Below are 26,471 nucleotides of genomic sequence, written 5' to 3'. Positions count from 1 at the left end.
CCGTCGGCCCTCCGTTCGGTCAGCCCGCGGGCGGCGGAGCGGCAGGCGGCGGTGGCGCCTGCGGCGGCGCCGCCGGGGGCGGTGGCGCGGCTATCGTCGGCGCCTGCGGCATCGCGTCGTACGGCGACCGGGCCCGCGGCTGCGGCGGCGCCTGCGGCGCGGGCTGACCCACCGGCTGCGGCGGTTCGTCACCACCTCCCGCCGGCGGCGCGTCCGCCACGGCCGCCGCCTCCGGCGCGCGCAGCATCATCGCGATCACCACGACGGCTATCAGCGCGCCGCCGACGTAGGTGGCGAGGTTGAGCCAGCCTTCGGTGTCCTTGGTGTACTCGTCCCAGCCGGGGAAGGGGATCCGGTTCCCGTCCGCCACGTCGTCCGGGTAGTCGGTGATCGTCATGCCGATCATCTGGCGCACGTACAGGTAGAGCAGCACGCCGAGAAGAGTGATCGATGCGCCCCGCACCACCGGCCGCCGTATGAGCGCCAGCACGCCCAGCACCAGCAGCGCCACCGGGAACACCGCAGCCCAGAAGTCCCCGGAGCCGGCGAGCACCGGGTAGGGATTCTCGCCGGCGTCCACCAGCCCCTTGAAGTACGAGCCCTTGTCGACTCCTTCCCGGGTCAGCATGCGCACGATCCAGCCGACGAGCGCCAGACCGAGGACGACCATCAGGCCCCCGGCGATCACATAGAGCTGGGACCCCTGCGCAGACACCCCCGCCCGGCCCGCGGCCGGGCGGTCGGCCGCCCGGAGCATCAGCACGACGACGGTCACCGAGAAGAGCAGGACCATCGACCAGCTCGCGATGATCGCGACCTCCAGGTCATTGCCCCCGATGTACCACTGGCGGAACCGGTCGCTCGACGCCAGACCGATCAACTCGCGCGTGGCGGTCGCGAACATCACGAACCCGCACAGCAGCGCGGCCCCCCGCCCCGCCCGCCGGTTCAGCGCCGCGACCAGCCCCGTCACCATCAACGCCACCGTGAACGCCCACACATACGGGCCGAACAGCTCGGGTTCCAGAATGACGCGCGGGTCGTACAGCGCCTTGAGGAAGTCCCCGAACCCGGTGTTCACATAGTCGAAGTCGTAGGAGATCCAGACGATGATCAAGCGGCCCAGGGCCGTGAGGAGCACCGCCGCCGTCAGGTACGCGCCCAGGTGGCGCCGCGGCGCATGCCGGTCCGACGCCTGCCCGGACTGCGGTTTGGTCCCTTCTTCGAGCACTGCCATGATCATCCCCCGTTGCCGGTGTTGCGGAGATTCCATCCTGGAGGCGAACGCCCGCGGAAAAAACCCCTGTGGATAACCCCTGTTGCGTACTCGTCACACCCCCGGGACACTCCGGCTACGCCGGGAGCAGCACCAGCGCGATCCCCGCCACCATCAGGCACGCCGCCACGATCCGCGGTCCGCCGAACCGCTCCTTGAGGAACACCGCCCCGATCGCCGCTCCCACCACGATGCTCGACTCCCGCAGCGCCGCTATCGGCGCCAGCGGGGCGCGCGTCTGCGCCCAGAGAACCAGCCCGTACGCCGTGATGGAGATCGCCCCGCCCAGCAGCCCGCGCGCCGCCACCGGCGCCAGCTCGCGCACCATCCTGGTGCCGCGCAGCACCAGCGCCGCCAGCGGGATCCACGGGCCCATCAGCAGGACCAGCCACGCCGTGTAGCCCATCGCGCTGCCGGAAGCCCGCACGCCGACGCCGTCGACGATCGTGTACGCCGCGATGGACAGGCCCGTCGCGAACGCCGCCGCCAGGGCCGGCCAGTGCGGGCGGGTGTCCTTCCCGCGCAGCCCCCACAGGGCGATGCCGCTCAGACCCGCGCACGCCACCGCGACGCCCGCCGTCTGCCACAGCCCCAGCCGCTCGCCCAGGAACAGATGCGCCACCGCCGCGACGACCAGCGGGGCCGTGCCGCGCGCTATCGGGTAGACCTGCCCGAAGTCCCCCAGCCGGAACGACTGCATGAGCAGCGTCATGTACACGAGGTGGATCGCGACCGACGCCAGCAGCCACGGCCAGGCGCCGGCGTCCGGGACCGGGACGAAGATCACCGCGGTGCCCGCGATCAGCACGTCGCCCACGCCGATCAGCGCGAAGACGACCAACTGGTCCTTGAAGCCGTGGGCGATGGCGTTCCACGAGGCGTGCATCACGGCGGCCGCGAGGACCGCCGCGGCTATGAGGGGGGTCACACCCCCGGCTCGCGCACCTCGGACACGTCGGCGACCCGCGCGCCCGCGTGCGCGACGAGGTCCTTGGGAGCCATGGGGAAGACGGTGTGCGGGTCGCCCGCGGCGGCCCAGACCTCGCCGTGGTCGAGGAGCCCGCGGTCGGCGAGCACCGTCATCCGCGTCACGTGCCCGAAGGGCGGCACGCCGCCGATGGCGTACCCCGTGGCCTCGCGCACCACCGCCGCGTCCGCCCGGCGCACGCCCGCGGCGCCCAGCTCGGCCCGTACGCGCTCGGTGTCCACCCGCGAGGCGCCGTCCATCAGGACCAGCACCGGCACGCCGTCCGCCGCGAAGATCAGGGACTTGACGATCTGGCTCAGCTCGCAGCCGATGGCCTCCGCCGCCTGCGCCGCGGTGCGGGTGGCGTCCGGAAAGCGGCGTACCGGGACGCTCAGGCCGAGGTCGGCGAGGGCGGCGGCGAAGAGCGGGTGTGCGGTGTCGGCTGTCGTCATGGAGGTGACGTTAACGCCCGGTGTACGGGCCACGCGAGCACATTCCGCACGCCGGGACCCGGCGTCCCGCGCCGGGTCCCGGTGAAGTCATGTCTCAGCCGCCGTGCGCCGCCAGCACGTCCCGCACCAGCGGGCCCGCGAACTCGCCGCCGTGCCCGATGTTCGGCACCGTGGCCGCCGCCGCCAGGTCCCCGCGGTACGCGGTGAACCAGGCGTCCGTCTCCTCCTGGCCGCCCATCTCCGCGGACCCGGTCTTCGCGCCCACCTGCCCGGTCAGCCCGCTCATGGCCCCCGCCGCGGTACCGGTCCTCGCCGTCTCCTCCATCAGTTCCCGCAGCGACTGCGCCGTCGACGCCTTCATGCTCTTCGGCGCCGTCGCGAACTGCCGCCCGTCGAAGCCCTGCGGCACCAGGTGCGGCTGCTTGAAGACGCCGGACTTCGCGGTCGCGGAGACCGACGCCATCGTCAGCGGGTTCATCCGGACGCCGCCCTGGCCGATCAGCGACAGCGCCATCTCCACGCCGGACTGCACCGGCACGGAGCCGTCGAACGTGGTCACGCCCGTCTGCCAGTTGAGCCCGATGCCGAAGACGTCCCTGGCCTGCTTCGTCAGGTCGTCGTTCTCCAGCTTCTCCGCCATGGAGATGAACGCGGTGTTGCAGGAGGCGGTGAAGGACTGCGTGAACGTGCCGCCCTGGATGGTGAACGAGTTGTCGCCGACGTTCTCGAACTCCCAGCCCCCGTACGCCTTGTACCGCGGGCAGGGGTGCGGCCTGTCGGGCGCGGCCAGGCCCTTGTCCATGAGCATCGAGGCCGTGACGACCTTCATCGTCGAGCCGGGCGGCAGCGTGCCCTGGAGCGCCGTGTTGTGGCCGTCGGGGACCTGGTTGGCGACCGCGAGGATCTGGCCGGTGCTGGGCTGCAGCGCCACCAGCGCCGCGCCGCCCTGCTTGGCGACGGCCTCCTCCGCGGTCTCCTGCACGGCCGCGTCGAGCGTCGTCTGCAGCGTGCCGGGCTTGGCCTTGGAGAGCACCAGAAGGGTCTCGGGCGTGCCCGCCTTGTCGTCGTCCTTCTCGTCCTTCTTCTTGTCGCCCCTGGGCGCGTCGGCCGGCTCGGTCCAGACCTTGACGCCCGCCTTGCCGCCCGCCTTCGCGCCGTAACGTTCGCGCAGATCCGCGAGGACGGGCGCGAGCGAGGGGTACTCCTCGGGATCGAGCCTGGCGCCGGTGCGGTCCAGCGCCCTGATCGGCGGGGCCTCGGTCGAACCGGTGCGCAGCCGCTCGCCTTCGGTGAGTTTGGGATGTATGAGGGACGGGTCCCAAGCGACCTCGGGCTCGCCGGTCTTCTCGTCCCGTACGACCTCGAGTGCCGAGTTGTACGCCCAGGGCTTGACGTTGTCCCCGAAGGTCACCCGGGCGTCGACGCTGAACGGCACCTCCGTGCCCTGCGGCCTGCCGGGGGTCAGCTTCACCTTCTCGACGCCCGCGTCCTCGCGGTACGCGTCGAGTCCGCGAAGCGCCGCCTTCCTGTCGTCCGTCATCCCGGCCGCGGTCTCCGTGTCGCCGCCCGCCCAGGCGGCCAGGAACTCACCCGCCGCCCTGGCGGTCTCCCGGGGACCCGGCGGCCCGGTCTTCACCGGATCGGATGAGGCCGGCGCCGACAGCGCGTTGCCGCCGCTCTCGGCCTTGTCGTCCTCCAAGAGGCTGTACGCGCCGAACCCGGCCGCACCGACAACCGCGGCACCGACTCCGACGACTACTGCGATCCGGGTGCGCGTCGCTCGCGCCGACGCACCTGATCCGACGCGTCTGCGCCGGTGGCTGCCCGCCATCTGCCGTGCTCCCTCTGCGCGCCCCGAGACCATTTCGACCCTGCGTCAGCACATTAAGCCACCTGCCGCAGGGACGCCCACCCGTCGCGCCCGCGCTCAGACCCAACTCCCCAGCCACATGCGCGCCTCCCAGGCGTCGCGCGTGAGGGTGTCTCCGGTGTAGATCGGCCAGAAGTAGATGAAGTTCCAGAGCACCAGGAGGACGAGCACCCCCGCCGCGACCACGCCCGCGGCTCTGCGCCATTCGGTGGGCTGGGCCGGGCCGGGGCCGGTCGCGGACGTGCCCGTGCCCGCGAGGGCGGCGGTGCCCGCGCGGGCCATCGCGCCGAGCATCATCGTCACCGCCAGACAGAGGTACGGGAGGAAGACGACGGCGTAGAAGAGGAAGATCGTGCGCTCCTGGTAGAAGAGCCACGGCACCCAGCCGGCCGCCACCCCGCAGAGGATCGCGCCGGCGCGCCAGTCGCGGCGCAGGCCCCAGCGGTAGAGCGCGTAGACGACGGCGGCGACGCCCAGCCACCACAGCAGCGGGGTGCCCAGGGCCAGGACCTCGCGGGCGCAGTTCTCCGTCGCGTCGGCGGGGCAGCCGTCGTAGCCCGGGCGCGGGTCGTCCCAGAAGTACGACACGGGCCGGCCGACCACGGGCCAGCTCCACGGGTTGGAGTCGTAGGTGTGGCCGGAGTCGAGGTTGACGTGGAACCTGTAGACCACCGCGTGGTAGTGCCACAGGCTGCGCACGGCATCGGGGATGAAGGGGAACGCCGTGTCGCGGTCCTCGGCCCAGCCGCGGAAGTAGCCGTTGCCGGAGGCGAACCAGCCGGTCCAGGAGGCGACGTACACGGCCGCCGCCACCGGCACCGTGGAGACGAACGCCGGCACCACGTCGAGGCGCAGCGCGCGCGCGTACGGGCGGCGGGATCCGGCGGTACGGCGGGCGCCCGCGTCCCACAGCACCGTCAGCAGCCCGAACGCGGCGAGGATGAACAGCGCGTTCCACTTGGTGCCCAGCGCGAGCCCCATGCAGACCCCGGCGGCGAGCCGCCACGGCCGCGCACCCAGCCGCAGCCCGGAGGCCACCGCGTCGTCCGGCCGCCCCCGGGGCAGCGCGGCGGCCAGCCGTTCCCGTGCGCGGTCCCGGTCGATGAGCAGGCAGCCGAACGCGGCCAGCACCCAGAACATCAGCACCAGGTCGAGCAGCGCGGTGCGGCTCATCACGAAGTGCAGGCCGTCGACCGCCATCAGCAGCCCCGCCAGGCAGCCGAGCAGCGTGGAACGGAACAGCCGGCGGCCGATGCGGCACAGCATGAGCACCGACAGCGTGCCCAGCAGGGCGGTGACGAAGCGCCAGCCGAAGGGGTCCAGGCCGAACGCCCACTCGCCGAGCGCGATCATCCACTTCCCGACGGGCGGGTGGACGACGTAGCCGGGATCCTCGCTGAGCGGGATGACCTGGGGGTCGTCGAGGAGCTTGTCGTTGGCGTCCTTGGGCCAGCTCCCCTCGTAGCCGAGCTGGAGCAGCGACCAGGCGTCCTTGGCGTAGTACGTCTCGTCGAATATCACCGCGCGCGGGCTGCTCAGGTTCACGAACCGCAGCACGCCGGCGAAGAGCGCCACGAGCAGCGGCCCGCCCCACGCGCCCAGCCGCGCCACCCGCATCGCCGTCACCGCGGGCACGCCCATCACCTGGAGCAGCCGTGCCCCGGACCGCCGGTACGGCGGCACCAGCCGCTCCGTGACGCCGGACTCGCGCCGCGGCACGTACCCGAACGCGCGGAGCCGCCGCTGCCACCCGGGGGCGGGCGCGGACCGGCTCTGTGCGGGCTGCGTCACGGTGTCACTGCTCACGGGGGCCCATCCTAGGCGCGCGCGTCCCGGGCACGGCCGGACTGATCCGACCCGGCCGGGAGCCGCCCCTACGGCCGCCGCGGACCTGCGGCGGGACCCGTCGTCGCGGCCTGTCGGCGCCATCCGACAGGATGGGGACGTGAGTGGACTCCTCGTACTGGCAGGCACGCCCATCGGCGACCCAGCGGACGCCCCGCCGCGGCTGGCGACCGAGCTGGCCGCCGCCGACATCATCGCCGCGGAGGACACCCGGCGGCTGCGCCGCCTGACGCAGGCGCTCGGGGTGCAGCCGACGGCCCGCGTCGTGTCGTACTTCGAGGGCAACGAGAGCGCCCGTACGCCCGACCTCGTCGAGGAGCTCGCCGGCGGCGCGCGCGTCCTGCTCGTCACCGACGCCGGCATGCCCTCCGTCTCCGACCCCGGCTACCGTCTCGTCGACGCCGCAGTGCGGCGCGGCATCACCGTCACCGCCGCGCCGGGCCCTTCCGCGGTGCTCGCGGCGCTGGCGGTCTCCGCGCTGCCGGTGGACCGGTTCTGCTTCGAGGGCTTCCTGCCGCGCAAGCCGGGGGAGCGGCTCTCGCGGCTGCGGGAGGCGGCGGCCGAGCGGCGCACCCTGGTGTACTTCGAGGCCCCCCACCGGCTCGGGGACAGCCTCGCCGCCATGGCGGGCGTCTTCGGCGAGGACCGCAGGGCCGCCGTGTGCCGGGAGCTGACCAAGACGTACGAGGAGGTCAGGCGCGGCCCGCTGGGGGAGCTGGCGGACTGGGCGGCCGAGGGCGTGCGCGGCGAGGTCACGGTGGTCGTGGAGGGGGCGCCCGTGGACCGCGAGCGGCCCGGCGCCACGGAGCTGGCCCGGCGGGTCACCGTCCGTGAGGAGGCGGGGGAGGGGCGCAAGGACGCCATCGCGGCGGTCGCCCGCGACGCCGGGGTACCCAAACGCGACGTGTTCGATGCGGTGGTGGCCGCGAAAAACTCGGCAAACAACTCAGAGTAGCCGGATCAAAACTGCTTCAATTGATGGTATGGACGGCTGCGTGCCGCGCCGAATGGGTGTCCACTGGAATAGGGGATGCGTTCAGGCGACTTGTCCCTCACATGGACAAGAGGAGCAGCCAATGTCCGAACCCGAGCCAGTGATCGAGTCATATGCCTTCGCCTGCATGATGTGCGGGCACGGGTGGGAGCAGAGCTACGAGATACACCACCACGTCGATTCGAAGGGCAGGCCCTTCGTCACGTACCACACCGACGGAGAGCGGGTGCCCTCGCCGCTGACCCGGCCCACGTGCCTGAACTGCGGCGAGCACGTCGTCCGCATCATGCGCGCCGGCCAGGTCCGGTCCGTCGAGTCGGTGCGGCAGCGCTCGCGCCGCACCTGACCCCGCGGGTACTCCGCCGGGCCCCGGCGGTCACCGCCCCGCACGGCGTTGTCGTACCGGGCCAGTAGAGTCCCCGGCATGGCTCAGCACACCCCAGGCGGCGCGGACGCGAAGTCCGCGCCGCCGTCCGAGCCGCTCGGCCACCCCGCGGCGGACTCGCACACGCATCTCGACATGCAGGACGGCACGGTCGCCGAGGCGGTGGCCGCGGCCGCCGCGGTCGGCGTCACCACGCTCATCCAGGTGGGCTGCGACGTGGAGCGGTCCCGCTGGTCCGCGGAGACCGCCGCGGCGCACGAGGCGGTGTGGGCGACCGTCGCCCTCCACCCCAACGAGGCCCCGCGGCTGGGCGCGGGACTGGAGGCGGCCCTCGGCGAGATCGACGCGCTCGCCGCGCTGCCGCAGGTCGTCGGCGTCGGCGAGACCGGCCTCGACTATTACAGGACAGGCCCGGAAGGTGTCGCCGCACAGCAGCACTCCTTCCGCCGCCATATCGAGATGGCAAAACGCCGGCAAAAAGCCCTCGTCATTCACGACAGGGATGCGCACGACGACGTGCTGCGCATTCTCGGGGAAGAGGGGGCGCCGGAGCGGGTGGTATTCCACTGCTATTCCGGGGACACGGCGATGGCCGAAACCTGCGCGGAAAACGGTTACTTCATGTCCTTCGCCGGAAACGTGACCTTCAAGAACGCGGGGCAGTTGCGCGAGGCGGTCGCCGTCGCGCCCGCGGAGCTGCTGCTCGTCGAGACGGACGCGCCGTTCCTGACGCCGATGCCGTACCGGGGCCGCCCCAACGCGCCGTATCTGATCCCCCTCACGCTGCGTGCCATGGCCGCGGAGCGCGGCGACGACCCCGACGAGCTGGCGGCGGCGATCGCGGCGAACACCGCGCGCGCGTTCGGCTACGCCCCGGCCGACGGCCCGCAGTCCGCCGCCGGCGCCTCGCCAGGAGCCCGCCAAGACGCAGGGAATAACCTGGAGCGGTGAGCGCCACCACCGGCGAGCCGGACCCGCTGCTCGGCCCCGCGGACGTCCGCGAGCTGGCGGCGGCCCTCGGCGTACGCCCCACCAAGCAGCGCGGCCAGAACTTCGTCATCGACCCCAACACCGTCCGCCGCATCGTGCGCGCGGCCGGCGTGCGACCGGACGACGTGGTGGTCGAGATCGGCCCCGGCCTCGGCTCGCTCACCCTCGCCCTGCTGCAGGCGGCGGCCCATGTCACGGCCGTCGAGATCGACGACGTGCTCGCCGCCGCCCTCACCGCGACCGTACGGGCCCGGCTGCCGCGCCGCGCGGAGCACTTCGCGCTCCTGCACGCCGACGCGCTGCGCGTTACCGAGCTGCCCGGCCCGCCGCCGACGGCGCTGGTGGCGAACCTCCCGTACAACGTCGCGGTGCCCGTGCTGCTGCACATGCTGGCCACCTTCCCCGGCATCGAGCGCACGCTGGTCATGGTGCAGGCCGAGGTCGCCGACCGGCTCGCCGCCGCCCCCGGGTCGAAGGTCTACGGTGTGCCGTCGCTCAAGGCCGCCTGGTACGCGGACGTCAAGCGGGCCGGCGCTATCGGCCGCACCGTGTTCTGGCCCGCGCCGAACGTCGACTCCGGGCTCGTCTCGCTGATCCGCCGCGAGCCGCCCGCGACCCACGCGACGCGGACCGAGGTCTTCGCGGCCGTCGACGCCGCGTTCGCCCAGCGCCGCAAGACGCTGCGCGCGGCGCTCACCGGCTGGGCAGGATCCGCCCCCGCCGCCGAGGCCGCGCTGCGCGCCGCGGGCGTCTCGCCGCAGGCCCGCGGCGAGTCGCTGACCATCGAGGACTTCGCGCGGATCGCGGAGTCCCGGCAGCACCGGACCGCCACCACGAGGAGCAGCACGCCGTGACATCCGGATCGACCACGCCCGCCCCCGGTCCCGCCCCCGCCGCCGCCGCGCGGAGCGTCACCGTCCGCGTACCCGCGAAGGTCAACGTGCAGCTCGCCGTCGGCCCGCCGCGCGCCGACGGCTTCCACGACCTCGCGAACGTCTTCCTCGCCGTGGGCCTCTACGACGAGGTCACCGCCACCGAGGCCGACGCCCTGCGCGTCACGGTCACGGGCCCCGACGCCGCCGCCGTGCCCACCGACACCTCGAACCTCGCGGCCCGCGCCGCGCAGTTGCTCGCCGCCCGGCACGGCCGGGAGCCGAACGTCCACCTGCACATCGCGAAGGACATCCCCGTCGCCGGCGGCATGGCCGGCGGCAGCGCGGACGGCGCGGGCGCGCTGCTGGCCTGCGACGCGCTGTGGGGGACCCGGACCGGCACCGACGAGCTGCTGCGGATCTGCGCGGAACTCGGCAGCGACGTGCCGTTCAGCCTGGTCGGCGGCGCGGCGCTGGGGCGCGGCCGGGGCGAGCGGCTGACGACGCTGTCCGCGAAGGGCCCGCTGTACTGGGTCTTCGCGGTGGCCGACGGCGGGCTGTCGACGCCGGAGGTCTACGGGGAGTTCGACCGCCTGGCCGCGGGCCGCTCCGTACCGGATCCGGACCCGTCCCCCGCGGTGCTGGACGCGCTGGGTTCCGGCGACCCGGCGGACCTCGCCGCGGCGCTGACCGCGATCGCGGGCGGCAACGACCTCCAGCCCGCCGCCCTCTCCCTGCGCCCCTCCCTGGCGGAGACCCTGGAGGCCGGCACCGCGGCGGGCGCCCTGGCGGCCCTCGTCTCGGGCTCGGGCCCGACGTGCGCGTTCCTGGCGGCGGACGAAACGGCGGCCGTGGAGGTCGCGGCGGCGCTGGAGGCGTCGGGCACCTGCCGCAAGGCCCGCGTCGCCCAGGCCCCGGCCCCGGGCGCCGTGGTGGTGGACTGAAGGGCGCCCCCGGGTCCGGCAACGGGCGGGGCGGCGGGAAAGGCCGCGGGCGGCTTCCGGCGGTGCGCGAACTACGCTGGGAAGCCGCCCGCCGAGGAACCCGTCCCGACCCCCCGAGGAGCACCGCACCGCCATGGCCGCCGCCAACCTGGTCAACCTGGAAGCCGTCGACAAGGTCTACGGCACCCGCACCCTCCTCGACGGCATCTCCCTCGGCGTCGCCGAAGGCGACCGCATCGGCGTCGTCGGCCGCAACGGCGACGGCAAGACCACCCTCGTCCGCCTCCTCGCCAAGCTCGAAGAGCCCGACGCCGGCCGCGTCACCCACACCGGCGGCCTCAGCCTCGGCGTCCTCACCCAGGACGACACCCTCGACCCGGCCGCCACCGTCCGGCACGAGGTGGTCGGCGACATGGCCGACCACGAGTGGGCCGGCGACGCCCGCGTCCGCGACGTGCTCACCGGACTCTTCGGCGGCCTCGACCTGCCCGGCTTCGAGCAGGGCCTCGACACCGTCATCGGCCCGCTCTCCGGCGGCGAACGCCGCCGCATCGCGCTGGCCAAGCTGCTCATCGGCACCCCCGGCCTCATCGTGCTGGACGAGCCGACCAACCACCTCGACGTCGAGGGCATCGCCTGGCTCGCCGAGCACCTGCGCACCCGCCGCGCCGCGCTCGTCGTCGTCACCCACGACCGCTGGTTCCTCGACCAGGTCTGCACCCGCATGTGGGACGTCCAGCGCGGCGCGGTCCACGAGTACGACGGCGGCTACTCCGACTACGTCTTCGCCCGCGCCGAGCGCGAACGGATCGCCGCCACCGAGGAGGCCAAGCGGCAGAACCTCGTGCGCAAGGAGCTGGCCTGGCTGCGCCGCGGCGCCCCGGCCCGTACCAGCAAGCCCCGCTTCCGGATCGAGGCCGCCAACGCGCTCATCGCCGACGTGCCGCCGCCCCGGGACTCCGCGGAGCTGATGAAGTTCGCCAACTCCCGCCTCGGCAAGACGGTCTTCGACCTGGAGGACGTCACCGTACGGGCCGGGGGCGGCCCCGAAGGCAGGGTGCTCCTCACGGGGCTGACCTGGCAGCTCGGTCCCGGCGACCGCGTCGGGCTCCTCGGCGTCAACGGTGCGGGCAAGACGTCCCTGCTGCGTACGCTCGCGGACGCGGCCCGCTCCGGCGGCGAGACGCAGCCGGCCGCCGGGCGGATCGTCGCGGGGAGGACCGTGCGGCTCGCGTACCTCTCGCAGGAGGTCACCGAACTGGACCCGGACTGGCGGCTGCTGGAGTCGGTCGAGCGGGTACGGCAGCGGGTGGACCTCGGCAGGGGGCGGGAGATGACCGCCTCGCAGTTGTGCGAGCAGTTCGGCTTCGGGCGGGAGAAGCAGTGGACGCCGGTGGGCGACCTGTCCGGCGGCGAGCGGCGGCGGCTGCAGTTGCTGCGGCTGCTGATGGACGAGCCGAACGTGCTCTTCCTCGACGAGCCGACCAACGACCTGGACATCGAGACCCTCACCCAGCTCGAAGACCTGCTGGACGGCTGGCCGGGGACGCTCGTGGTCATCAGCCACGACCGGTACTTCATCGAGCGGACGACGGACACGGTGCACGCGCTGCTGGGCGACGGCACGCTGCGGATGCTGCCGGGCGGGATCGAGGAGTACCTGCGCCGCCGGGCCCGTATCCGCGAGACGCAGCAGGACCGGCAGCCGCAGGCCCAGGCCGCCGCGGGAGCACAGCCGCAGCCGCAGGCGCGGCCGGCGGCCGGGCTGTCCGCGGCCGACGCGCGGGCGGCGAAGAAGGAGCTCCAGCGCATCGAGCGGCAGCTGGACCGGATCGGCGGCAAGGAGGGCGACCTGCACGCCGCGATCGCCGAGCACGCGACGGACTTCGCGCGGGTGGCGGAGCTGGACGCGCAACTGCGCGAGCTGACCGCCGAACGCGAGGAACTGGAGCTGCGCTGGCTGGAACTGGCGGAGGCGGCGGAGGCCGGCTGAACCCGCGGCCCACGGCCGGTCGCGCCCTTCGTACGCGGCCGGCGGCGGCTGTCACCCGCGGGTGGTAGAAATGAGCCACGCGACCGCAGCTCGTACGCACAGCCATCCGGGGGGACAGGGAAATGTCGCAGCCGCCACCGCCGCCGGGCCAGCCGCCGTCCGGTGGCTTCGGGCCCCCGCCGGCCGAGGACCCGCAGCAGCCCGGTTACGGATATCCGCAGGCCCCGCCGCCGCCCGCGCCCGGCGGCGGCTTCGGCGCGCCGCAGGAGCCGCAACAGCCCGCGCAGCAGCCGCAGTACGGCTATCCGCCGGCGCAGCCCCAGCCCTCGCAGGTCCAGCCACCGCCGCCGCCGCAGGCCCCGGCCGCGCCCCCGCAGGAGCACTACAGCTTCGCGCAGCCAGCCCCGCAGCACTCCGGCGGTTACCCGCAGGCGCAGGTCCCGGGCATGCCCGCCAAGCAGGACGCGCAGAAGCTCGTCCCCGTCTGGGCGGTCATCGCCGCGGTGGTGGCGATCCTCGTGGTCGCGAGTGGTACGGGCTTCTTCCTCACCCGCGACGACGGCGGCACGCAGGCCGGCGGGGGCGGGGGCGGCGGCGGTGCCAAGAAGGCCGTCAGCGACAGCAAGCCCGCCAGCGCGGACGGCGAGTTGCTGTTCGGCGTCCCGTACCCGCAGGCGGAGGAGGGCGCGACCTGGCCCGCCGAGGGCCAGTGGGCGACCGAGAAGATCTACGCCAAGGGCGAGCTGAACGCCGTGAAGGGGTACGACACCACGACCGGCAAGGAAGTCTGGGAGCTGCCGACCGACGGCCTGGTCTGCGGCGCCTCGCGGGCGGTCACCGACGACGGCAAGGCCGCCATGCTGGTGCAGGACGGGAAGGTCTCCGACCCGGACGACACCTACGCGCCGTGCTCCGAGGTCGTGGTCTTCGACGTCAACAGCGGCGAGGAGCTGTGGAAGCAGCACGTGGCGACCGCCGACGAGAGCCTGAAGTTCGAGTACGTGACCATCGCCGACGGCACGGTCATCGCCTCCGGCCTCTCCGGCTCCGCGGCGTTCCCCCTCGCCGGCGGTGACCCGGTGTGGCAGACCAAGCCCACCACCGAGTGCAAGGACCACGACTACGCCAGCGACGGGACCAACCTGCTCGGCCTCGTCTTCTGCGGCTCGCTCAACGAGGACATGAAGGTCCAGAAGGTCGACCCGGCCACCGGCGGCATCTACTGGTCGTACGACGTGCCGGACGGGGTGCAGAGCGTCCAGGTGCTCAGCGTCGAGCCGCCGGTGATCACGATCGGGGCGGGCAAGACCACCGAGACCGACATCTTCGCCCTCGACGAGGGCGAGCTGCGCTCGAAGATCTCGCTGGGTACGGAGACGGCGGGCCCGCGCTACAAGCCGGGTTGCGACTACTCCGACGGCGCCGAGTCGTGTACGACGGTGGCGGTGGACGGAGACACGATGTATCTGCCGTCGCGCGAGCATCAGGGCAAGAGCGACTACGGCGACACGAACGAGATCGTCGCCTTCGACCTCGACACGGGCAAGCCGACGAAGAAGTACGACGCCGGTGAGAAGCGGACCATGGTGCCGCTGCGGATGGACAGCGGCAAGATCATCGCGTACCGGAAGGGGACGTACGACTCGGGCGGCGAGATCGTCGCGATAGACCCGCGCTCCGCCAAGGAGGAGACCTGGCTGGAGCTGCCGAACGACACGGCCGAGGCCGAGGCGACGCTCACCTACAGCGACAGCGTGCCGTACATATTCGAGCACGGCCGGTTCTATCTGGCGCAGGACATCATCAGCGACCGCGACGACGTGGAGTACTTCGCCCTCGCGTTCGGCAGCAAGAAGCAGTGACTGCCGGCTGCCAGGCGCCCCCGGGCGGGGGCGCCTGAGCGGCCTCAGACCAGCCGGCGGGCGCCCGCGCCCGGGACGGCGGTGAAGATCCGGGGCGGGCGGAAGTCCGCCGCGGCGAAGGCCGATTCGACGGCCTTGCCGACCGTGTCCGCCGCGTCCGTCTCGGCCAGCACGATCGCCGAGCCGCCGAAGCCGCCGCCGGTCATGCGCGCGCCGAGCGCGCCCGCGGCGACCGACGACTCGACGACCACGTCGAGTTCGCGGCAGGAGACGCGGAAGTCGTCGCGCAGCGAGGCGTGTCCGGCGAGCAGGACGGGCCCGATGTCGCGGGTGCGGCCGGCGTCGAGCAGCGTGATGCACTCCTCGACGCGCCGGTCCTCGGTGACCACGTGCCGGACGAGCGGGCGCACCGCCGGGTCCGTCAGCCGGGCCAGCGCGGCGTCCAGCTCCGCGTACGGCACGTCGCGCAGCGCCGGTACGCCCAGCGCCCGCGCCGCCGCCTCGCAGCCGGCCCGCCGCTCGGCGTACTCGCCGTCGCCCAGGGCGTGTTTGACCTGCGTGTCGACGACGAGCAGCGTGAGCCCCCCGGCGGCCAGGTCGAAGGGCACGGCGCGCTGCGTGAGGTCGCGCGTGTCAAGGTGGAGCAGGTGGCCCGCGGTGCAGCAGGCGGAGGCCATCTGGTCCATGATCCCGCTGGGTACGCCGACGAAGTCGTTCTCGGCGTGCTGGGAGACCTTCGCCAGCTGTACGGGGTCGAGGCCCAGGCCGTACAGGTCGCTGAGCGCCAGCGCGGTGGAGACCTCCAGGGCCGCCGACGAGGAGAGCCCGGCGCCCGTGGGGACCGTGCTCTCGTAGTGGATGTCGGCGCCGGCGAAGTCCGCGAAGGCGTCGACGGTGCGGCGCAGCGCCCACACCACGCCCGCCGGGTAGGCGGCCCAGCCGCCGCGGTCGCCGCCGACTGCAGGGGGCACCGCCCGCCCGGGTTCCGCGAGGTGCGGGGGAGGGGCGATGCGGTCGACGGCCAGCTCGGTGAGGCGGGATTCGCCGTCGCCCGAGTGGAGCCGCAGCACGCCGTCGTCGCGGCGGCGGGCGGCGGCGAGGGTGGTGTGGGGGAGGGCGAGCGGCATGACGAAGCCGTCGTTGTAGTCGGTGTGTTCACCGATGAGGTTGACGCGCCCGGGCGCGGCCCACACCCCGGCGGGCCGCTCCCCGTACAGCTCCGCGAACGCCGCGGCCGCCGTCTCCGCCGCGCCCGTCTCCACTGCGCCCGTCTCCACTGCGCCCGCCTCCGCCGCGTCCGGTCCGGCCGCGTCCGGTGCGGCCGGCTCCGTCTCCGCGGCCTCGCGGCCCGTCGCGTTGCGGCCCCCCGCCGTCGTCTCCCCGGCCGTCATGCGTCCCCTCCGCCTTCCCCCGCGCCCGCACCCCGCCGTGCGAAGTCCCAGGCGTCCGACACGATCCCCGCCAGCTCCGTACGCGACGGCCGCCAGCCCAACTGCTCCTTCGCCGCCTGCGCCGACGCCACCAGCACCGCCGGGTCCCCGGCCCGGCGCGGCGCGACCACCTCGGGCACGGGGTGCCCGGTCACCTGGCGGACCGTCTCGATGACCTCGCGCACGGAGAACCCCGCGCCGTTGCCGAGGTTGCAGATGCGGTGCTCCCCGGGGCGCACCGCGTCGAGCGCCAGCAGATGCGCCTCGGCGAGGTCCGCGACGTGGATGTAGTCGCGGATGCAGGTGCCGTCGGGGGTGGGGTAGTCGTCACCGAAGACGGAGATCGACTCACGCCGCCCCAGGGCGACTTGGAGGACCAGCGGGATGAGGTGCGACTCGGGGTCGTGCCGCTCGCCGTACGGGCCGCCGCCGCCCTGCGCGGGCAGATAGGCGCCGGCGACGTTGAAATAGCGCAGCGACGCGGCGGCCAGCCCGTGGGCGTGGCACTCCGCGCCGATCATGTGGTCGACGGCGAGCTTGGAGGCCCCGTACGGGTTCGTCGGCGCGGTGACGGCGTCCTCGGTGATCGGCACGGACTCCGGCTCGCCGTAGGTGGCGGCGGTGGAGGAGAACACCAGCCGCCGCACGCCCGCGTCGCGCATGGCGGCGAGCAGCTCCAGGGTGCCGCCGACGTTGTTGCGCCAGTACTTCTCGGGGTGCGCGACGGACTCGCCTACCTGCGAGGAGGCGGCGAAGTGCAGCACGCCGTCGTACGAGGAGTCCAGCCACTTCGCGGCGTGCTGGATCCGGTCCTCGACGAACTCGGCGCCCTCCGGCACCCCGTCGCGGAACCCGGTCGACAGGTCGTCGACCACGGTCACCCCGTGCCCGGCGGCGAGCAGGTGCGCCGCGACGACGCTCCCCACGTACCCCGCCCCACCGGTCACCAGATACTTCCGCCCGCCGCCCCCGGCGCCCCCGGTCACGTCATGACTCACTTGCCAGCTACCTCTCGCAGTCGCTCTGCCGCCTGCTCGGGCGGCACATCGGTGACAAAGGCGTCCATCGCGGACTCCGAGCCTGCAAGGTACGGGAGCGCGGAGACCGCGCACCGCGACCCGTAGCGGGACGGGGTGCCGGGGCCTGGTGACGCGGCCGTGGCGTTCGGGCGGGGGACGGGGCCCCGGGCCCGGCCGCCGCACGTCCGGTCGCTGTCGGCAGACATCACGCGCTTGCTACCTCTCGCAGTCGCTCTGCCGCCTGCTCGGGCGGCACATCGGTGACAAAGGCGTCCATCGCGGACTCCGAGCCTGCAAGGTACTTCAGTTTGCCCGGGCTTCGCCGGATCGTGAACAGCTCAAGGTGCAGAGCGTAGTCATCCCGCCCCGGCGCCCGCACCGGTGCCTGGTGCCACGCCGAGATGTACGGCGTCGGGGGCTCGCCGGGGCCGAAGATCCGGTCGAATCGGCGCAGGAGTTCGAGGTAGACCTCCGGGAACTCCGCGCGCGCCGCGTCGCCCAGCGCCGGGAGGTCGGGCACCCGCCGGCGCGGGTAGAGGTGGACCTCGTACGGCCAGTGCGCCGCGTACGGCACGAACGCCACCCAGTGCGCCCCCTCCAGCACCACCCGCACCCCCGCCGCCGTCTCGGCGGCGACGACGGTGTCGAAGAGGTTCTCGCCCGTCCGCGCCCGGTGCAGGTCGGCGCAGTGCATCATCTGCGCGGTGCGCGGCGTGACATACGGGTACGCGTAGATCTGCCCGTGCGGGTGGCCGAGGGTGACGCCGATCTCCTCGCCGCGGTTCTCGAAGCAGAAGACCTGCTCGACGCCGGGGAGTTCGCCCAGTTCCACGGAGCGGTCGGTCCAGGCGTCCAGCACCAGCGCGGCCTGCCCGGGGGAGAGGCCGGCGAACGAGGCGTCGTGGTCGGAGGTGAAGCAGACGACCTCGCAGCGCCCCGCGCCCGGGGCGCTCACGAACGGCGGTTCGCCGGTCTCGGGGCCGGGACCGCCGGTCAGCGACGGGAAGCGGTTCTCGAAGACGGCGACCTCGTAGTCGTCGGCGGGGATCTCGCTCAGCCGCCCGTTTCGGGAGGGGCACAGCGGGCACTCGTCGGCGGGCGGCCGGTACGTACGGCCCTGACGGTGGGAGGCGATCACCACCCACTCCCCGCGCAGGGGGTCGAAGCGCGCCTCCGACGCGGTGCGCGTCGGCTCCAGGGGGCGGCGGTCGGCCGCGTCCCGGACGGCGTCGTCACGCGCGTCGAAGTAGATCAGCTCGCGCCCGTCCGCGAGCCGCGTGTGCGTCTTCTTCACTGGAGCCTCTTCCTCGGCCCTGGCCTGCCCTGCCCGCCGCTCGTCATGGTCCGGTCCCCAACACAATCGAACACAATGAACCACAAGCCAACAGGCGAGTCAACGCCGGAGCGTCGCTTACCCCAATTTATTCTTTATCAGACATTCTGGGTGCAAGATCCAACAGATAAGCAAACAGTCCCAACAGAAGCTTTCGGAATCCAACGCCATCCGTCTGGCTTCGCCTTCTGAACGCACCACGCAGGGAAGCGGACCTGAAGCATGCACCCACTAGCGACAGAGCTGCGGCTCGACACCAACGCCCTCGACTACGTGATCATGGCCATGTACTTCGCCGTCGTCCTCGGCATCGGCTTCCTGGCCCGGCGATCCATCAGGACCAGCCTCGACTTCTTCCTCTCCGGCCGCTCCATGCCCGCCTGGATCACCGGCCTGGCGTTCATCTCCGCCAACCTCGGCGCCACCGAGATCCTCGGCATGGCCGCCAACAGCGCCCAGTACGGCGTCTACACCACGCACTTCTACTGGATCGGCGCCATCCCGGCGATGGTCTTCCTGGGCCTGGTGATGATGCCCTTCTACTACGGCTCGAAGGTCCGCTCCGTGCCGGAGTTCCTGCTGCACCGCTACGACCGCAGCGCACACCTGCTCAGCTCGGTGCTCTTCTCCGTCGCCGCCGTGCTCATCGCCGGCGTCAACCTCTACGCCATGTCCATCGTCGTCGAGGCGCTGCTCGGCTGGCCGGAGTGGGTCGCCATCGTCGTCTCCGCCGCCGTCGTGCTCGCGTACATCACCCTCGGCGGGCTGTCGTCCGCGGTCTACAACGAGGTGCTGCAGTTCTTCGTCATCATCGCCGCGCTGCTGCCGCTGACGCTCCTCGCGCTCAAGCGCGTCGGCGGCTGGGACGGCCTCAAGGACACCCTCACCGCCTCCCGCGGCAGCGACTTCACCACCGCCTGGGGCGGCACCGCCATCGGCCACGCCAACCCGCTGGGCGCCAACTGGCTGACGATCGTCCTCGGCCTCGGCTTCCTCCTCAGCTTCGGCTACTGGACGACCAACTTCGCCGAGGTGCAGCGCGCGCTCGCCGCCAAGAACCTCTCCGCCGCCCAGCGCACGCCGCTCATCGGCGCGTACCCGAAGATCTTCATCGTCTTCCTGGTGATGATCCCCGGCCTCGCCGCCGCGGCCCTGGTGCCCAGGATCGGCACGTCCGGCTCGGACCTGACGTACAACGACTCGATCCCGTACCTCATGGAGCAACTGCTGCCCAACGGCGTGCTGGGCCTGGCCATCACCGGGCTGCTGGCGGCGTTCATGGCGGGCATGGCGGCCAACGTCTCGTCGTTCAACACGGTGTTCACCACCGACATCTGGGAGCCGTACGTCAAGCGCGGCCGGACGGACGCGTACTACCTGCGCTTCGGGCGGATCATCACCGTGATCGGCGTCGCGGTGAGCGTCGGCACGGCGTTCATCGCGTCCAGGTTCAGCAACATCATGGCCTACCTGCAGACGCTGTTCTCCTTCTTCAACGTGCCGATGTTCGTGGTCTTCATCATCGGCATGTTCTGGAAGCGCACCTCCGCCAAGGCCGGCTTCTGGGGGCTGCTCGTCGGCACGGTCGCCGCGGTGCTCAACTACTTCTGGATCTACAAGCAGGGCGTCATCAGCATCCCCAGCGACCAGGGCGCCAACTTCGTCTCCGCGATCGTCGGCTTCGTCGCCGGCGCGGTCGCGATGCTCGTCGTCACGCCGTTCACCCGGCCCAAGTCCCCCGAGCAGCTCGCCGGCCTCGTCTACGGGACCCGCTCCCCGGGCATGTCCGAGCCCGCCGCGGCCGGCGACGACGCGTGGTACCGCAAACCGGCGCTGCTGGGCTGGGGCGCGCTCGTCCTGGCCGCCCTCTGCTACATCCCCTTCTCCTTCTAGGAGCGCACCATGAGCGACACCCACGAGCGCCCGGACGACCCGGACGGCCGCGGCCACCGCGTCCCGGACACCGGGGAGCTGGCGCAGCAGATCGAGGAGCTGGAGCGCAAGTCGGCGACGGCCAGCAGGCTGTTCGACGTACGCCGGCTGATCGGCGGTCTCTTCGTCGCGTACGGGCTGATCCTCGCGATCACCGGCGCCTTCGACTCCGACGCGGAGATCGCCAAGGCGGAGGACGTACGCATCAACCTGTGGACCGGGCTGGGGATGCTGGCGCTCGGGCTGTTCTTCCTCGTCTGGCACCTCCTGCGCCCGGTGCGGCCGCCGTCGGGGGAGGAGCTGGCGGAGGCCATCGACGGGGACGGCGGCCAGGACCGTCCGGACGCCCGCTGATCCGTGCGTCCGCCGATCCGTACGCCCCGGCCCCTGCCCGTACACGAATGTCCGAAAGCCGCCGCGCCTGCGGGTGCCGAGAAGCCGCTACGCCCCGGCCTCGCCGTCCACCGCGGGCCGGGCGGCGGCGCGGTCGAGGAGCCCCGTACGGGCCGCCAGCGCCGCCGCTTCAAGCCGTGAACCCACCCCGAGCTTCATCAGCACGCGCTGCACGTGCGTACGGGCCGTGCTCGCGGCTATGCGCATCCCCTGGGCGATCAGCCGCGTGTCCTCCCCCTCCGCCACCCGCACCAGCACCTCGACCTCGCGCGGGGTCAGCAACTGAAGCAGCCGGGCCCCCTCGTCGTCCGGCTCCGCCGCCGGATTCAGCAGCTCCGTGAACGCGCTCTGCAGGAGCTGAGGAGCCACCGCCGCCTCCCCCGCACGCGCCTTGACCAGCGCACGCTCCACACCCTCGATGCGCTCGTCATGCCGTACGTACCCGGAGGCACCCGCGGCGAACGCCGCCGCTATGCCGCGCGGGTTCGGCACCGGGCCGAGCACCACCACCGCTATCTGCGGGCGCTCCCGCTTGATGCGCAGCACAGGGTCGAACGCCCCGGGTGCGGCCGGGGTCGCCGTGCCCAGCAGGCACACCTCAGGTCCTCTGCTCACCACCAGCTCCGCGGCGCCCGCCGCGGGCGCGGCCGCGGCCAGCACCCGGTGCCCGCGCAGCTTCAGTGCGGACGCGAGAGCCTCGGCGAGCAGGCGGTGCTCGTCGACCACGATCAGCCGAACGGCCATCTCGCCCTCCCCCGGGGGTCTACTGCCCCGGCAAGGTACAGCCTTACCGCTCCCGGGCCCGCCGGAACTCCGGAATCCATCCGCAACGGGGCCGTATCCGGCCGGTTTCTACTCCGCGTGGCGAACTCGCCACGGAAAGTCGGTCGTTGGGCTTCCCTTGTGGGGCCCGCGCCCTACGCTGTGGGGCAGCACCGGTGGGGGCCGGTGCCGTTCAGGGGGCGAGACCGTGGGTACGGCGCACGGGGTGGGGTAGCTATGGGACGCGGCGGCGGCCGCAGCTCAGGCGGGCGCTCCATGCTCCGAGCGCCGTATTCCGCATTCCGCGAGTTCTGGTAGTCCGCGACATGGGGGTGTCCGTGGTTCGGATCCGGGTCCTGGTGGCCGATGCCCACCGCGTGTTCGCCGAGTCGCTGGCCGCCGCGCTGGCAGCGGAGCCCGACGTCGACGTGCTGCCGGCCGGCAGCGGTCAGGCCGCCCTGCGCTCGCTGGAGCGGGCCGCGGCGGAGGGCCGCAGGTTCGACGTGTTCCTGGTCGACGCCGACCTCGACCGCGAGACGCCCGCGGGCGCCCCGGTGCCCGCGCAGGCGGTCGCGGGGAACGGCTCGGCGGCGGGCGGTCCCGGCGGCATATCGCTCACCGCACGCGTCCGCTCGGCGCACCCGCAGACGCGCACGGTGGTCCTCGCGGCCCGCGACGACCCGGCGCGGGCGGCGGCGGCGCTCCAGGCGGGGGCGTTCGGCTGGGTCGCCAAGGACAGCTCGCTCTCCCGGCTGCTGGCGGTGATCAGGGGCGTGCTGCGCGGCGAGACGCATCTGCCGCCCGCGCTGCTCACGGGTGTGCTGCGGGAGCTGACGGCGGCCCGGGAGCACCGTACGGAGAGCGAGCAGCTCGTCGAGTCGCTGACCCCGCGGGAGCACGAGGTGCTGCGCTGCATGGTCGCGGGCCTGGGCCGCAAGGCGGTCGCGGAGAGGCTGTACCTGTCACCGCACACGGTCCGTACGCACATGCAGAACGTCCTCGGCAAGCTGGGCGTGCACTCGACGCTGGCCGCGGTGGCCCTGGCCCGCCGCGCGGGCGTGGGCCCGGTGGACCTGGGCGAACCGGCCAGAGTGGGCGGCTAGGCCCTCTCTGGCACATAGCGCCGTCCGCCCATGGGCGGGTTCCCCCACAGTGCGCAAGCGCGCGTGGGCGGTACCCCCAGGTGTCTGGTGCGTGCGATCGCAAGGCGGAGGGCCGACCGCGTAGTGGGCCTCTTCGGTCGATCCGACGACGCAGCGGGCGTGCGTGCCAGGCTCCCCCACAGCGCGCTGCGCGCACGTGGGCGGTGCCCCCAGCCGCAGGCGGGATCTGCCAGAAAGGGCCTAGCCTTTCCGGACCCGCAGGCGGGGGCGTCCGTACGGCGGGAGGGGTGCTCCGGGCCCTCACGGCACGTTGTCGAACGGGGCCGTCAGTTGCCGCAGCAGGTCCGCCAGCTCCCTGCGCCGCTCCGGCGCCAGCTCCGCGAGGATCGCCCGCTCCTGCTTCAGCAGCGCCGCCAGCGCCGCGTCCGCGCGTTCGCGACCCTCCGCCGTGAGCCGTACGAGCACGCCGCGCCGGTCGCTGGGGTCCGGCAGCCGCTCGACGAGGTCCTTCTTCGCCAGCCGGTCGATCCGGTTCGTCATCGTCCCGGAGGTGACCAGGGTCTGGGTGAGGAGCTGCCCGGGGGAGAGCTGGTACGGCTCGCCGGCCCGGCGCAGCGCGGTCAGCACGTCGAACTCCCAGCCCTCCAGGCCGTGTTCCGCGAACGCCAGCCGCCGCGCGCGGTCCAGGTGGCGGGCCAGCCGGCTCACCCGGCTCAGCACCTCCAGCGGCTCCACGTCGAGGTCGGGGCGCTCCCTGCGCCACGCCGCGACCAGCCGGTCCACCTCGTCCCGCATGCGATCAGTGTAGTCGGTCTGTCGACATGAAGTCTCTTGACATCGAGATACATCGGCGGAACGCTGGAGGCATGACCTCACCCTCCTGGGACCCGCAGCAGTACCTGCGCCACGAGGGGCCCCGCACCCGCCCCCTCGCGGACCTCCTCGCCCGCGTCGGCGAGCTGCCGGGACGCCCGCCGCGGATCGCCGACATCGGCTGCGGCACGGGCAACGGCACCGCGCTGCTGGCCGCCCGCTGGCCCGCCGCCCACGTCACGGGGTACGACAGCTCCGCCGCCATGCTCCGCACCGCCGCCGCCCACGCCGGCCCCACCTCCGGCGGCGGCCGGATCGACTTCGCCCACGCCGACCTCACCGACTGGACGCCGGAGCCCGGCGCGTACGACCTGATCCTCGGCAACGCCGTGCTGCAGTGGGTGCCGGACCACTGGGAGCACTTCCCCCGCTGGCTCGCCGGGCTTGCCCCCGGCGGCACCTTCGCCTTCCAGGTCCCCGGCAACTACGACGCCCCCAGCCACGCGCTGATGCGGCAGCTCACCCGCGACCCGCGCTGGCGCGAGCGGCTGCGCGGGGTGCTGCGCGACCAGCCGGTGCTCCAGCCCGTCGCGTACCTGGAGCTGCTCTGCGACCTCGGCTGCGCCGGCGACGCCTGGGAGACCACGTACACCCACCTCCTGCACGGCCCCGACCCGGTGCTGGACTGGGTGAAGGGCACCGGGCTGCGGCCCGTCCTCGACGCCCTCGGCGACGACGCCGACGCCTTCGTCACCGCCTACGCGGCCCTGCTGCGCACCGCCTATCCGCCGGGCCCGCACGGCACCCCGTTCCCGTTCCGCCGCATCTTCGCGCTGGGAGTCACGCCATGATCACCGGACTCGACCACGTCCAGCTCGCCGTCCCCGCCGGCAGCGAGGAAATCCTGCGCATCTTCTACGGCGACATCCTCGGCATGACCGAGGTGCCCAAGCCGGCGGCGCTCGCCGCCCGCGGCGGCTGCTGGTTCACGTCGGGACCCGTGACGCTCCACCTCGGCGTCGAGCAGGACTTCCGCCCCGCCCGCAAGGCGCACCCCGCGCTCGTCGTCACCGACCTCGACGCGCTGGCCCGCCGGCTGGCCGTCCGCGGCCACGACGTGACCTGGGCCGGCGACGAGATCCCGGGCGTACGGCGCTTCCACACCGCCGACCCGTTCGGCAACCGGCTGGAGTTCCAGGCCGCGTGACGGCTCCGCCGGCACCGGAGCGGGCTCGCCCCCGGGGCCACGGGACCGGCGGCGTACCGGGCGCCCGGAACGGCACCGGACCGCGCCGCCATCGCACGGAAGCACCGCCGGCCCCGCGCACCCGGGGTCCATCGCGCCGCGCAGCCCTGCGCACCGGGGGCCATCTGCGCACCACCGGCCCATCGCGCGCGGCGTGCTACGCGCGGCGGTGACCTATGAGCCGCGGCTTCGCCTCCAGGTCGCCCAGGCCGTGCCAGGCGAGGTTCACCAGATGCGCCGCGACCTCAGCCTTCTTCGGCTTGCGCACGTCCAGCCACCACTGCCCGGTGAGCGCCACCATCCCCACCAGCGCCTGCGCGTAGAGCGGCGCCAGCTTCGGATCGAAGCCGCGGGACTTGAACTCCAGCCCCAGGATGTCCTCCACCTGGGTGGCGATGTCGCTGATCAGCGAGGCGAACGAGCCGTGCGACTGCGCCACCGGGGAGTCCCGGACCATGATGCGGAAGCCGTCGGTGTACTCGTCGATGTAGTCCAGCAGCGCGAACGCCGCCTGCTCCAGCAGCTCCCGCGGATGCCCCGCGGTCAGCGCGCCCGCCACCATGTCGAGGAGCTGCCGCGTCTCCCGGTCGACGACGACCGCGTAGAGCCCCTCCTTGCCCCCGAAGTGCTCGTACACGACCGGCTTGGACACGCCCGCCTTCGCGGCGATCTCCTCCACCGACGTCGCCTCGAAGCCGCGCGCCGCGAAGAGCATGCGACCCACGTCGACGAGCTGCTCGCGGCGCTCCTTGCCCGTCATCCGCCGCCGGGTACGGCGCGGCGGCTTCCCTTCGCCGCCGTCGCCGCTGTTGCCCGTGCTGCTCTTACCGCCGGTAGCCACGGCTCCATCATGCCGCGTCGGCGGCGGCCTCCTCACGCCGGGCCGACGCGGCGGCCGCGCCCTTGCCCGCGCTCTTGCGGGCGTCGCCGTCCTTGTTGCGCTTCGAGTCGATACGGGACTCGCTCGGCCAGCGCACGTCGTACGCCCAGCCGAGCTTCTCGAACCAGCGGATGATCCGCGCGCTGGAGTCGATCTGGCCCTTCATCACGCCGTGCCGGGCGGAGGTCGGGTCCGCGTGGTGCAGGTTGTGCCACGACTCGCCGCCGGACAGGATCGCCAGCCACCACACGTTGCCCGAGCGGTCCCGGGACTTGAACGGGCGCTTGCCGACCGCGTGGCAGATCGAGTTGATCGACCAGGTGACGTGGTGCAGCAGCGCGACCCGGACCAGCGAGGCCCAGAAGAACGCGGAGAGCGCGCCCTGCCACGACCAGGTGACCAGCCCGCCGACCAGCGGCGGGAACAGCAGTGAGACGGCCGTCCACAGCACGAACTGACGCGACACCCGGCGGATCGCCGAGTCCTTGATGAGGTCGGGCGCGTACTTGTTCTGCGGCGTCTGCTCCTCGTCGAAGAGCCAGCCGATGTGGGCCCACCACAGGCCCTTCATCAGCGCCGGCACCGTCTCGCCGAAGCGCCAGGGGGAGTGCGGGTCGCCCTCGGCGTCGGAGAACTTGTGGTGCCTGCGGTGGTCCGCGACCCAGCGCACGACCGGGCCCTCCACCGCCATGGAACCGGCGATCGCCAGCGCCACCCGCAGCGGCTTCTTCGCCTTGAACGAGCCGTGCGTGAAGTACCGGTGGAACCCGACCGTCACCCCGTGCAGGCCGAGGAAGTACATGAACGTCATCAGTCCGAGGTCGAGCCAGCTCACCCCCCAGCCCCAGGCCAGCGGGATGGCCGCGACCAGCGCGACGAAGGGCAGCACGATGAAGGCGAGCAGCGTGATCTGCTCGACCGATCTCTTGTTCTCACCGCCGAGCGTCGCGGACTCAGCGGTGACCGTGGCCGAGCGGGGCTGCTCGTCGATCACTTCGGACGTGGACGGCATGGGCATCCTCGGAGGCTGGGGGAACATGGACCAGCGAGGCTACGGTCCCGTAACCTACGTTGGCGTAAGTATGGCATGCCTCAGTTCCGGGCTGAAAG

24 protein-coding genes are annotated in these 26,471 nt (G+C 73.0%); 12 read left to right on the top strand and 12 right to left on the bottom strand.

The window, feature by feature from the left end; all coding sequences use genetic code 11:
* Positions 1-19 precede the first annotated feature (19 nt).
* The 5 genes from FB457_RS21570 to FB457_RS21550 all read right to left on the bottom strand — a co-directional run bounded on the left by FB457_RS21570 (position 20) and on the right by FB457_RS21550 (position 6,371).
* Positions 20-1,237: a hypothetical protein gene (locus tag FB457_RS21570; RefSeq protein WP_253911677.1), complete on the bottom strand. Its 1,218-nt coding sequence runs from the start codon at positions 1,235-1,237 to the stop codon at positions 20-22.
* Between the two features lie 115 nt (positions 1,238-1,352).
* Positions 1,353-2,204: an EamA family transporter gene (locus FB457_RS21565; protein WP_047016197.1), complete on the bottom strand. Its 852-nt coding sequence runs from the start codon at positions 2,202-2,204 to the stop codon at positions 1,353-1,355.
* A complete protein-coding gene (locus tag FB457_RS21560) occupies positions 2,201-2,695 on the bottom strand; it encodes a YbaK/EbsC family protein (RefSeq protein WP_047016196.1) in 495 nt (164 codons plus the stop codon). Before FB457_RS21560 ends, FB457_RS21565 begins: the two co-directional genes overlap by 4 nt.
* Positions 2,696-2,789: 94 nt before the next feature.
* Complete coding sequence (locus FB457_RS21555) at positions 2,790-4,526, bottom strand: penicillin-binding transpeptidase domain-containing protein (RefSeq protein WP_145782871.1); 1,737 nt, start codon at positions 4,524-4,526, stop codon at positions 2,790-2,792.
* A gap of 96 nt (positions 4,527-4,622) precedes the next feature.
* Complete coding sequence (locus FB457_RS21550) at positions 4,623-6,371, bottom strand: dolichyl-phosphate-mannose--protein mannosyltransferase (protein ID WP_047016194.1); 1,749 nt, start codon at positions 6,369-6,371, stop codon at positions 4,623-4,625.
* A 139-nt stretch (positions 6,372-6,510) separates the two neighbouring features.
* On the opposite strand from FB457_RS21550, the gene rsmI reads away from it, so the two are divergent.
* From rsmI to FB457_RS21515, 7 genes are all read left to right on the top strand, one after another.
* Positions 6,511-7,365 carry a 16S rRNA (cytidine(1402)-2'-O)-methyltransferase gene (gene rsmI / locus FB457_RS21545; protein ID WP_047016193.1) on the top strand — a complete coding sequence of 285 codons (855 nt, stop codon included), beginning with the start codon at positions 6,511-6,513 and terminating at the stop codon, positions 7,363-7,365.
* 121 nt (positions 7,366-7,486) lie between these two features.
* The gene (locus tag FB457_RS21540; RefSeq protein ID WP_047016192.1) at positions 7,487-7,750 is read left to right on the top strand and encodes a hypothetical protein; all 264 of its coding nucleotides are present in this window, start codon (positions 7,487-7,489) and stop codon (positions 7,748-7,750) included.
* A gap of 78 nt (positions 7,751-7,828) precedes the next feature.
* Positions 7,829-8,740 (top strand): TatD family hydrolase, encoded by a 912-nt coding sequence (locus FB457_RS21535; protein ID WP_145782869.1) that lies wholly within the window; start codon positions 7,829-7,831, stop codon positions 8,738-8,740.
* The gene (gene rsmA / locus FB457_RS21530; RefSeq protein ID WP_047016190.1) at positions 8,737-9,633 is read left to right on the top strand and encodes a 16S rRNA (adenine(1518)-N(6)/adenine(1519)-N(6))-dimethyltransferase RsmA; all 897 of its coding nucleotides are present in this window, start codon (positions 8,737-8,739) and stop codon (positions 9,631-9,633) included. The genes FB457_RS21535 and rsmA overlap by 4 nt, the downstream gene beginning before the upstream one ends.
* Positions 9,630-10,595, top strand: a complete 966-nt coding sequence (locus FB457_RS21525) for a 4-(cytidine 5'-diphospho)-2-C-methyl-D-erythritol kinase (RefSeq protein WP_145782867.1) — start codon at positions 9,630-9,632, stop codon at positions 10,593-10,595. Before rsmA ends, FB457_RS21525 begins: the two co-directional genes overlap by 4 nt.
* A 133-nt stretch (positions 10,596-10,728) precedes the next feature.
* A complete protein-coding gene (locus FB457_RS21520; RefSeq protein ID WP_145782865.1) occupies positions 10,729-12,588 on the top strand; it encodes an ABC-F family ATP-binding cassette domain-containing protein in 1,860 nt (619 codons plus the stop codon).
* A gap of 122 nt (positions 12,589-12,710) precedes the next feature.
* On the top strand, positions 12,711-14,450 hold the full coding sequence (locus FB457_RS21515) for an outer membrane protein assembly factor BamB family protein (RefSeq protein ID WP_047016187.1): 1,740 nt from the start codon (positions 12,711-12,713) through the stop codon (positions 14,448-14,450).
* Between the two features lie 44 nt (positions 14,451-14,494).
* Here the strand turns inward: FB457_RS21515 and galK are convergent, their stop codons facing one another.
* The 3 genes from galK to galT form a co-directional block, all read right to left on the bottom strand.
* Positions 14,495-15,841: a galactokinase gene (gene galK / locus FB457_RS21510; RefSeq protein WP_486589094.1), complete on the bottom strand. Its 1,347-nt coding sequence runs from the start codon at positions 15,839-15,841 to the stop codon at positions 14,495-14,497.
* A complete protein-coding gene (galE, locus tag FB457_RS21505; RefSeq protein WP_253911236.1) occupies positions 15,838-16,878 on the bottom strand; it encodes a UDP-glucose 4-epimerase GalE in 1,041 nt (346 codons plus the stop codon). Before galE ends, galK begins: the two co-directional genes overlap by 4 nt.
* A 226-nt stretch (positions 16,879-17,104) precedes the next feature.
* Positions 17,105-18,193, bottom strand: coding sequence for a galactose-1-phosphate uridylyltransferase (gene galT / locus FB457_RS21495; protein WP_145782862.1), 1,089 nt, complete (start codon positions 18,191-18,193; stop codon positions 17,105-17,107).
* Between the two features lie 261 nt (positions 18,194-18,454).
* Between galT and FB457_RS21490 the strand changes: the two genes are divergently transcribed.
* A complete protein-coding gene (locus FB457_RS21490) occupies positions 18,455-20,125 on the top strand; it encodes a sodium:solute symporter family protein (protein WP_047016184.1) in 1,671 nt (556 codons plus the stop codon).
* Between the two features lie 9 nt (positions 20,126-20,134).
* On the top strand, positions 20,135-20,518 hold the full coding sequence (locus tag FB457_RS21485; protein WP_047016183.1) for a hypothetical protein: 384 nt from the start codon (positions 20,135-20,137) through the stop codon (positions 20,516-20,518).
* 87 nt (positions 20,519-20,605) lie between these two features.
* On the opposite strand, the gene FB457_RS21480 is transcribed toward FB457_RS21485, so the two are convergent.
* On the bottom strand, positions 20,606-21,301 hold the full coding sequence (locus tag FB457_RS21480; protein ID WP_047016182.1) for a response regulator transcription factor: 696 nt from the start codon (positions 21,299-21,301) through the stop codon (positions 20,606-20,608).
* A gap of 356 nt (positions 21,302-21,657) precedes the next feature.
* Here FB457_RS21480 and FB457_RS21475 point away from each other — a divergent pair, with 356 nt between their 5' ends.
* Positions 21,658-22,422, top strand: a complete 765-nt coding sequence (locus tag FB457_RS21475; RefSeq protein ID WP_216725709.1) for a response regulator transcription factor — start codon at positions 21,658-21,660, stop codon at positions 22,420-22,422.
* Positions 22,423-22,722: 300 nt separating this feature from the next.
* Here FB457_RS21475 and FB457_RS21470 read toward each other — a convergent pair whose 3' ends face one another.
* Positions 22,723-23,217, bottom strand: coding sequence for a MarR family winged helix-turn-helix transcriptional regulator (locus tag FB457_RS21470; protein ID WP_047016180.1), 495 nt, complete (start codon positions 23,215-23,217; stop codon positions 22,723-22,725).
* A gap of 71 nt (positions 23,218-23,288) precedes the next feature.
* On the opposite strand from FB457_RS21470, the gene FB457_RS21465 reads away from it, so the two are divergent.
* Entirely contained in the window at positions 23,289-24,086 is a 798-nt protein-coding gene (locus FB457_RS21465; protein ID WP_047016179.1) for a trans-aconitate 2-methyltransferase, read from the top strand.
* Positions 24,083-24,442: a VOC family protein gene (locus FB457_RS21460; protein ID WP_047016178.1), complete on the top strand. Its 360-nt coding sequence runs from the start codon at positions 24,083-24,085 to the stop codon at positions 24,440-24,442. Before FB457_RS21465 ends, FB457_RS21460 begins: the two co-directional genes overlap by 4 nt.
* Positions 24,443-24,638: 196 nt before the next feature.
* On the opposite strand, the gene FB457_RS21455 is transcribed toward FB457_RS21460, so the two are convergent.
* The gene (locus FB457_RS21455) at positions 24,639-25,241 is read right to left on the bottom strand and encodes a TetR/AcrR family transcriptional regulator (RefSeq protein WP_253911602.1); all 603 of its coding nucleotides are present in this window, start codon (positions 25,239-25,241) and stop codon (positions 24,639-24,641) included.
* Between the two features lie 88 nt (positions 25,242-25,329).
* The gene (locus FB457_RS21450; RefSeq protein WP_047016176.1) at positions 25,330-26,373 is read right to left on the bottom strand and encodes an acyl-CoA desaturase; all 1,044 of its coding nucleotides are present in this window, start codon (positions 26,371-26,373) and stop codon (positions 25,330-25,332) included.
* Positions 26,374-26,471 lie beyond the last annotated feature (98 nt).

The organism is Streptomyces sp. CNZ287, from assembly GCF_007827615.1.
This window is presented reverse-complemented; position numbering and strand designations above follow the sequence as displayed.

What these genes read in the sequence shown, in the direction of transcription:
- FB457_RS21570 (WP_253911677.1), bottom strand. Translation starts at nt 1,237, where the DNA reads ATGGCAGTGCTCGAAGAAGGGACCAAACCGCAGTCCGGGCAGGCGTCG.
- FB457_RS21560 (WP_047016196.1), bottom strand. Translation starts at nt 2,695, where the DNA reads ATGACGACAGCCGACACCGCACACCCGCTCTTCGCCGCCGCCCTCGCC.
- FB457_RS21555 (WP_145782871.1), bottom strand. Translation starts at nt 4,526, where the DNA reads ATGGCGGGCAGCCACCGGCGCAGACGCGTCGGATCAGGTGCGTCGGCG.
- FB457_RS21540 (WP_047016192.1), top strand. Translation starts at nt 7,487, where the DNA reads ATGTCCGAACCCGAGCCAGTGATCGAGTCATATGCCTTCGCCTGCATG.
- FB457_RS21535 (WP_145782869.1), top strand. Translation starts at nt 7,829, where the DNA reads ATGGCTCAGCACACCCCAGGCGGCGCGGACGCGAAGTCCGCGCCGCCG.
- FB457_RS21520 (WP_145782865.1), top strand. Translation starts at nt 10,729, where the DNA reads ATGGCCGCCGCCAACCTGGTCAACCTGGAAGCCGTCGACAAGGTCTAC.
- FB457_RS21515 (WP_047016187.1), top strand. Translation starts at nt 12,711, where the DNA reads ATGTCGCAGCCGCCACCGCCGCCGGGCCAGCCGCCGTCCGGTGGCTTC.
- galK (WP_486589094.1), bottom strand. Translation starts at nt 15,841, where the DNA reads ATGACGGCCGGGGAGACGACGGCGGGGGGCCGCAACGCGACGGGCCGC.
- FB457_RS21490 (WP_047016184.1), top strand. Translation starts at nt 18,455, where the DNA reads ATGCACCCACTAGCGACAGAGCTGCGGCTCGACACCAACGCCCTCGAC.
- FB457_RS21485 (WP_047016183.1), top strand. Translation starts at nt 20,135, where the DNA reads ATGAGCGACACCCACGAGCGCCCGGACGACCCGGACGGCCGCGGCCAC.
- FB457_RS21480 (WP_047016182.1), bottom strand. Translation starts at nt 21,301, where the DNA reads ATGGCCGTTCGGCTGATCGTGGTCGACGAGCACCGCCTGCTCGCCGAG.
- FB457_RS21470 (WP_047016180.1), bottom strand. Translation starts at nt 23,217, where the DNA reads ATGCGGGACGAGGTGGACCGGCTGGTCGCGGCGTGGCGCAGGGAGCGC.
- FB457_RS21465 (WP_047016179.1), top strand. Translation starts at nt 23,289, where the DNA reads ATGACCTCACCCTCCTGGGACCCGCAGCAGTACCTGCGCCACGAGGGG.
- FB457_RS21460 (WP_047016178.1), top strand. Translation starts at nt 24,083, where the DNA reads ATGATCACCGGACTCGACCACGTCCAGCTCGCCGTCCCCGCCGGCAGC.
- FB457_RS21455 (WP_253911602.1), bottom strand. Translation starts at nt 25,241, where the DNA reads ATGACGGGCAAGGAGCGCCGCGAGCAGCTCGTCGACGTGGGTCGCATG.
- FB457_RS21450 (WP_047016176.1), bottom strand. Translation starts at nt 26,373, where the DNA reads ATGCCGTCCACGTCCGAAGTGATCGACGAGCAGCCCCGCTCGGCCACG.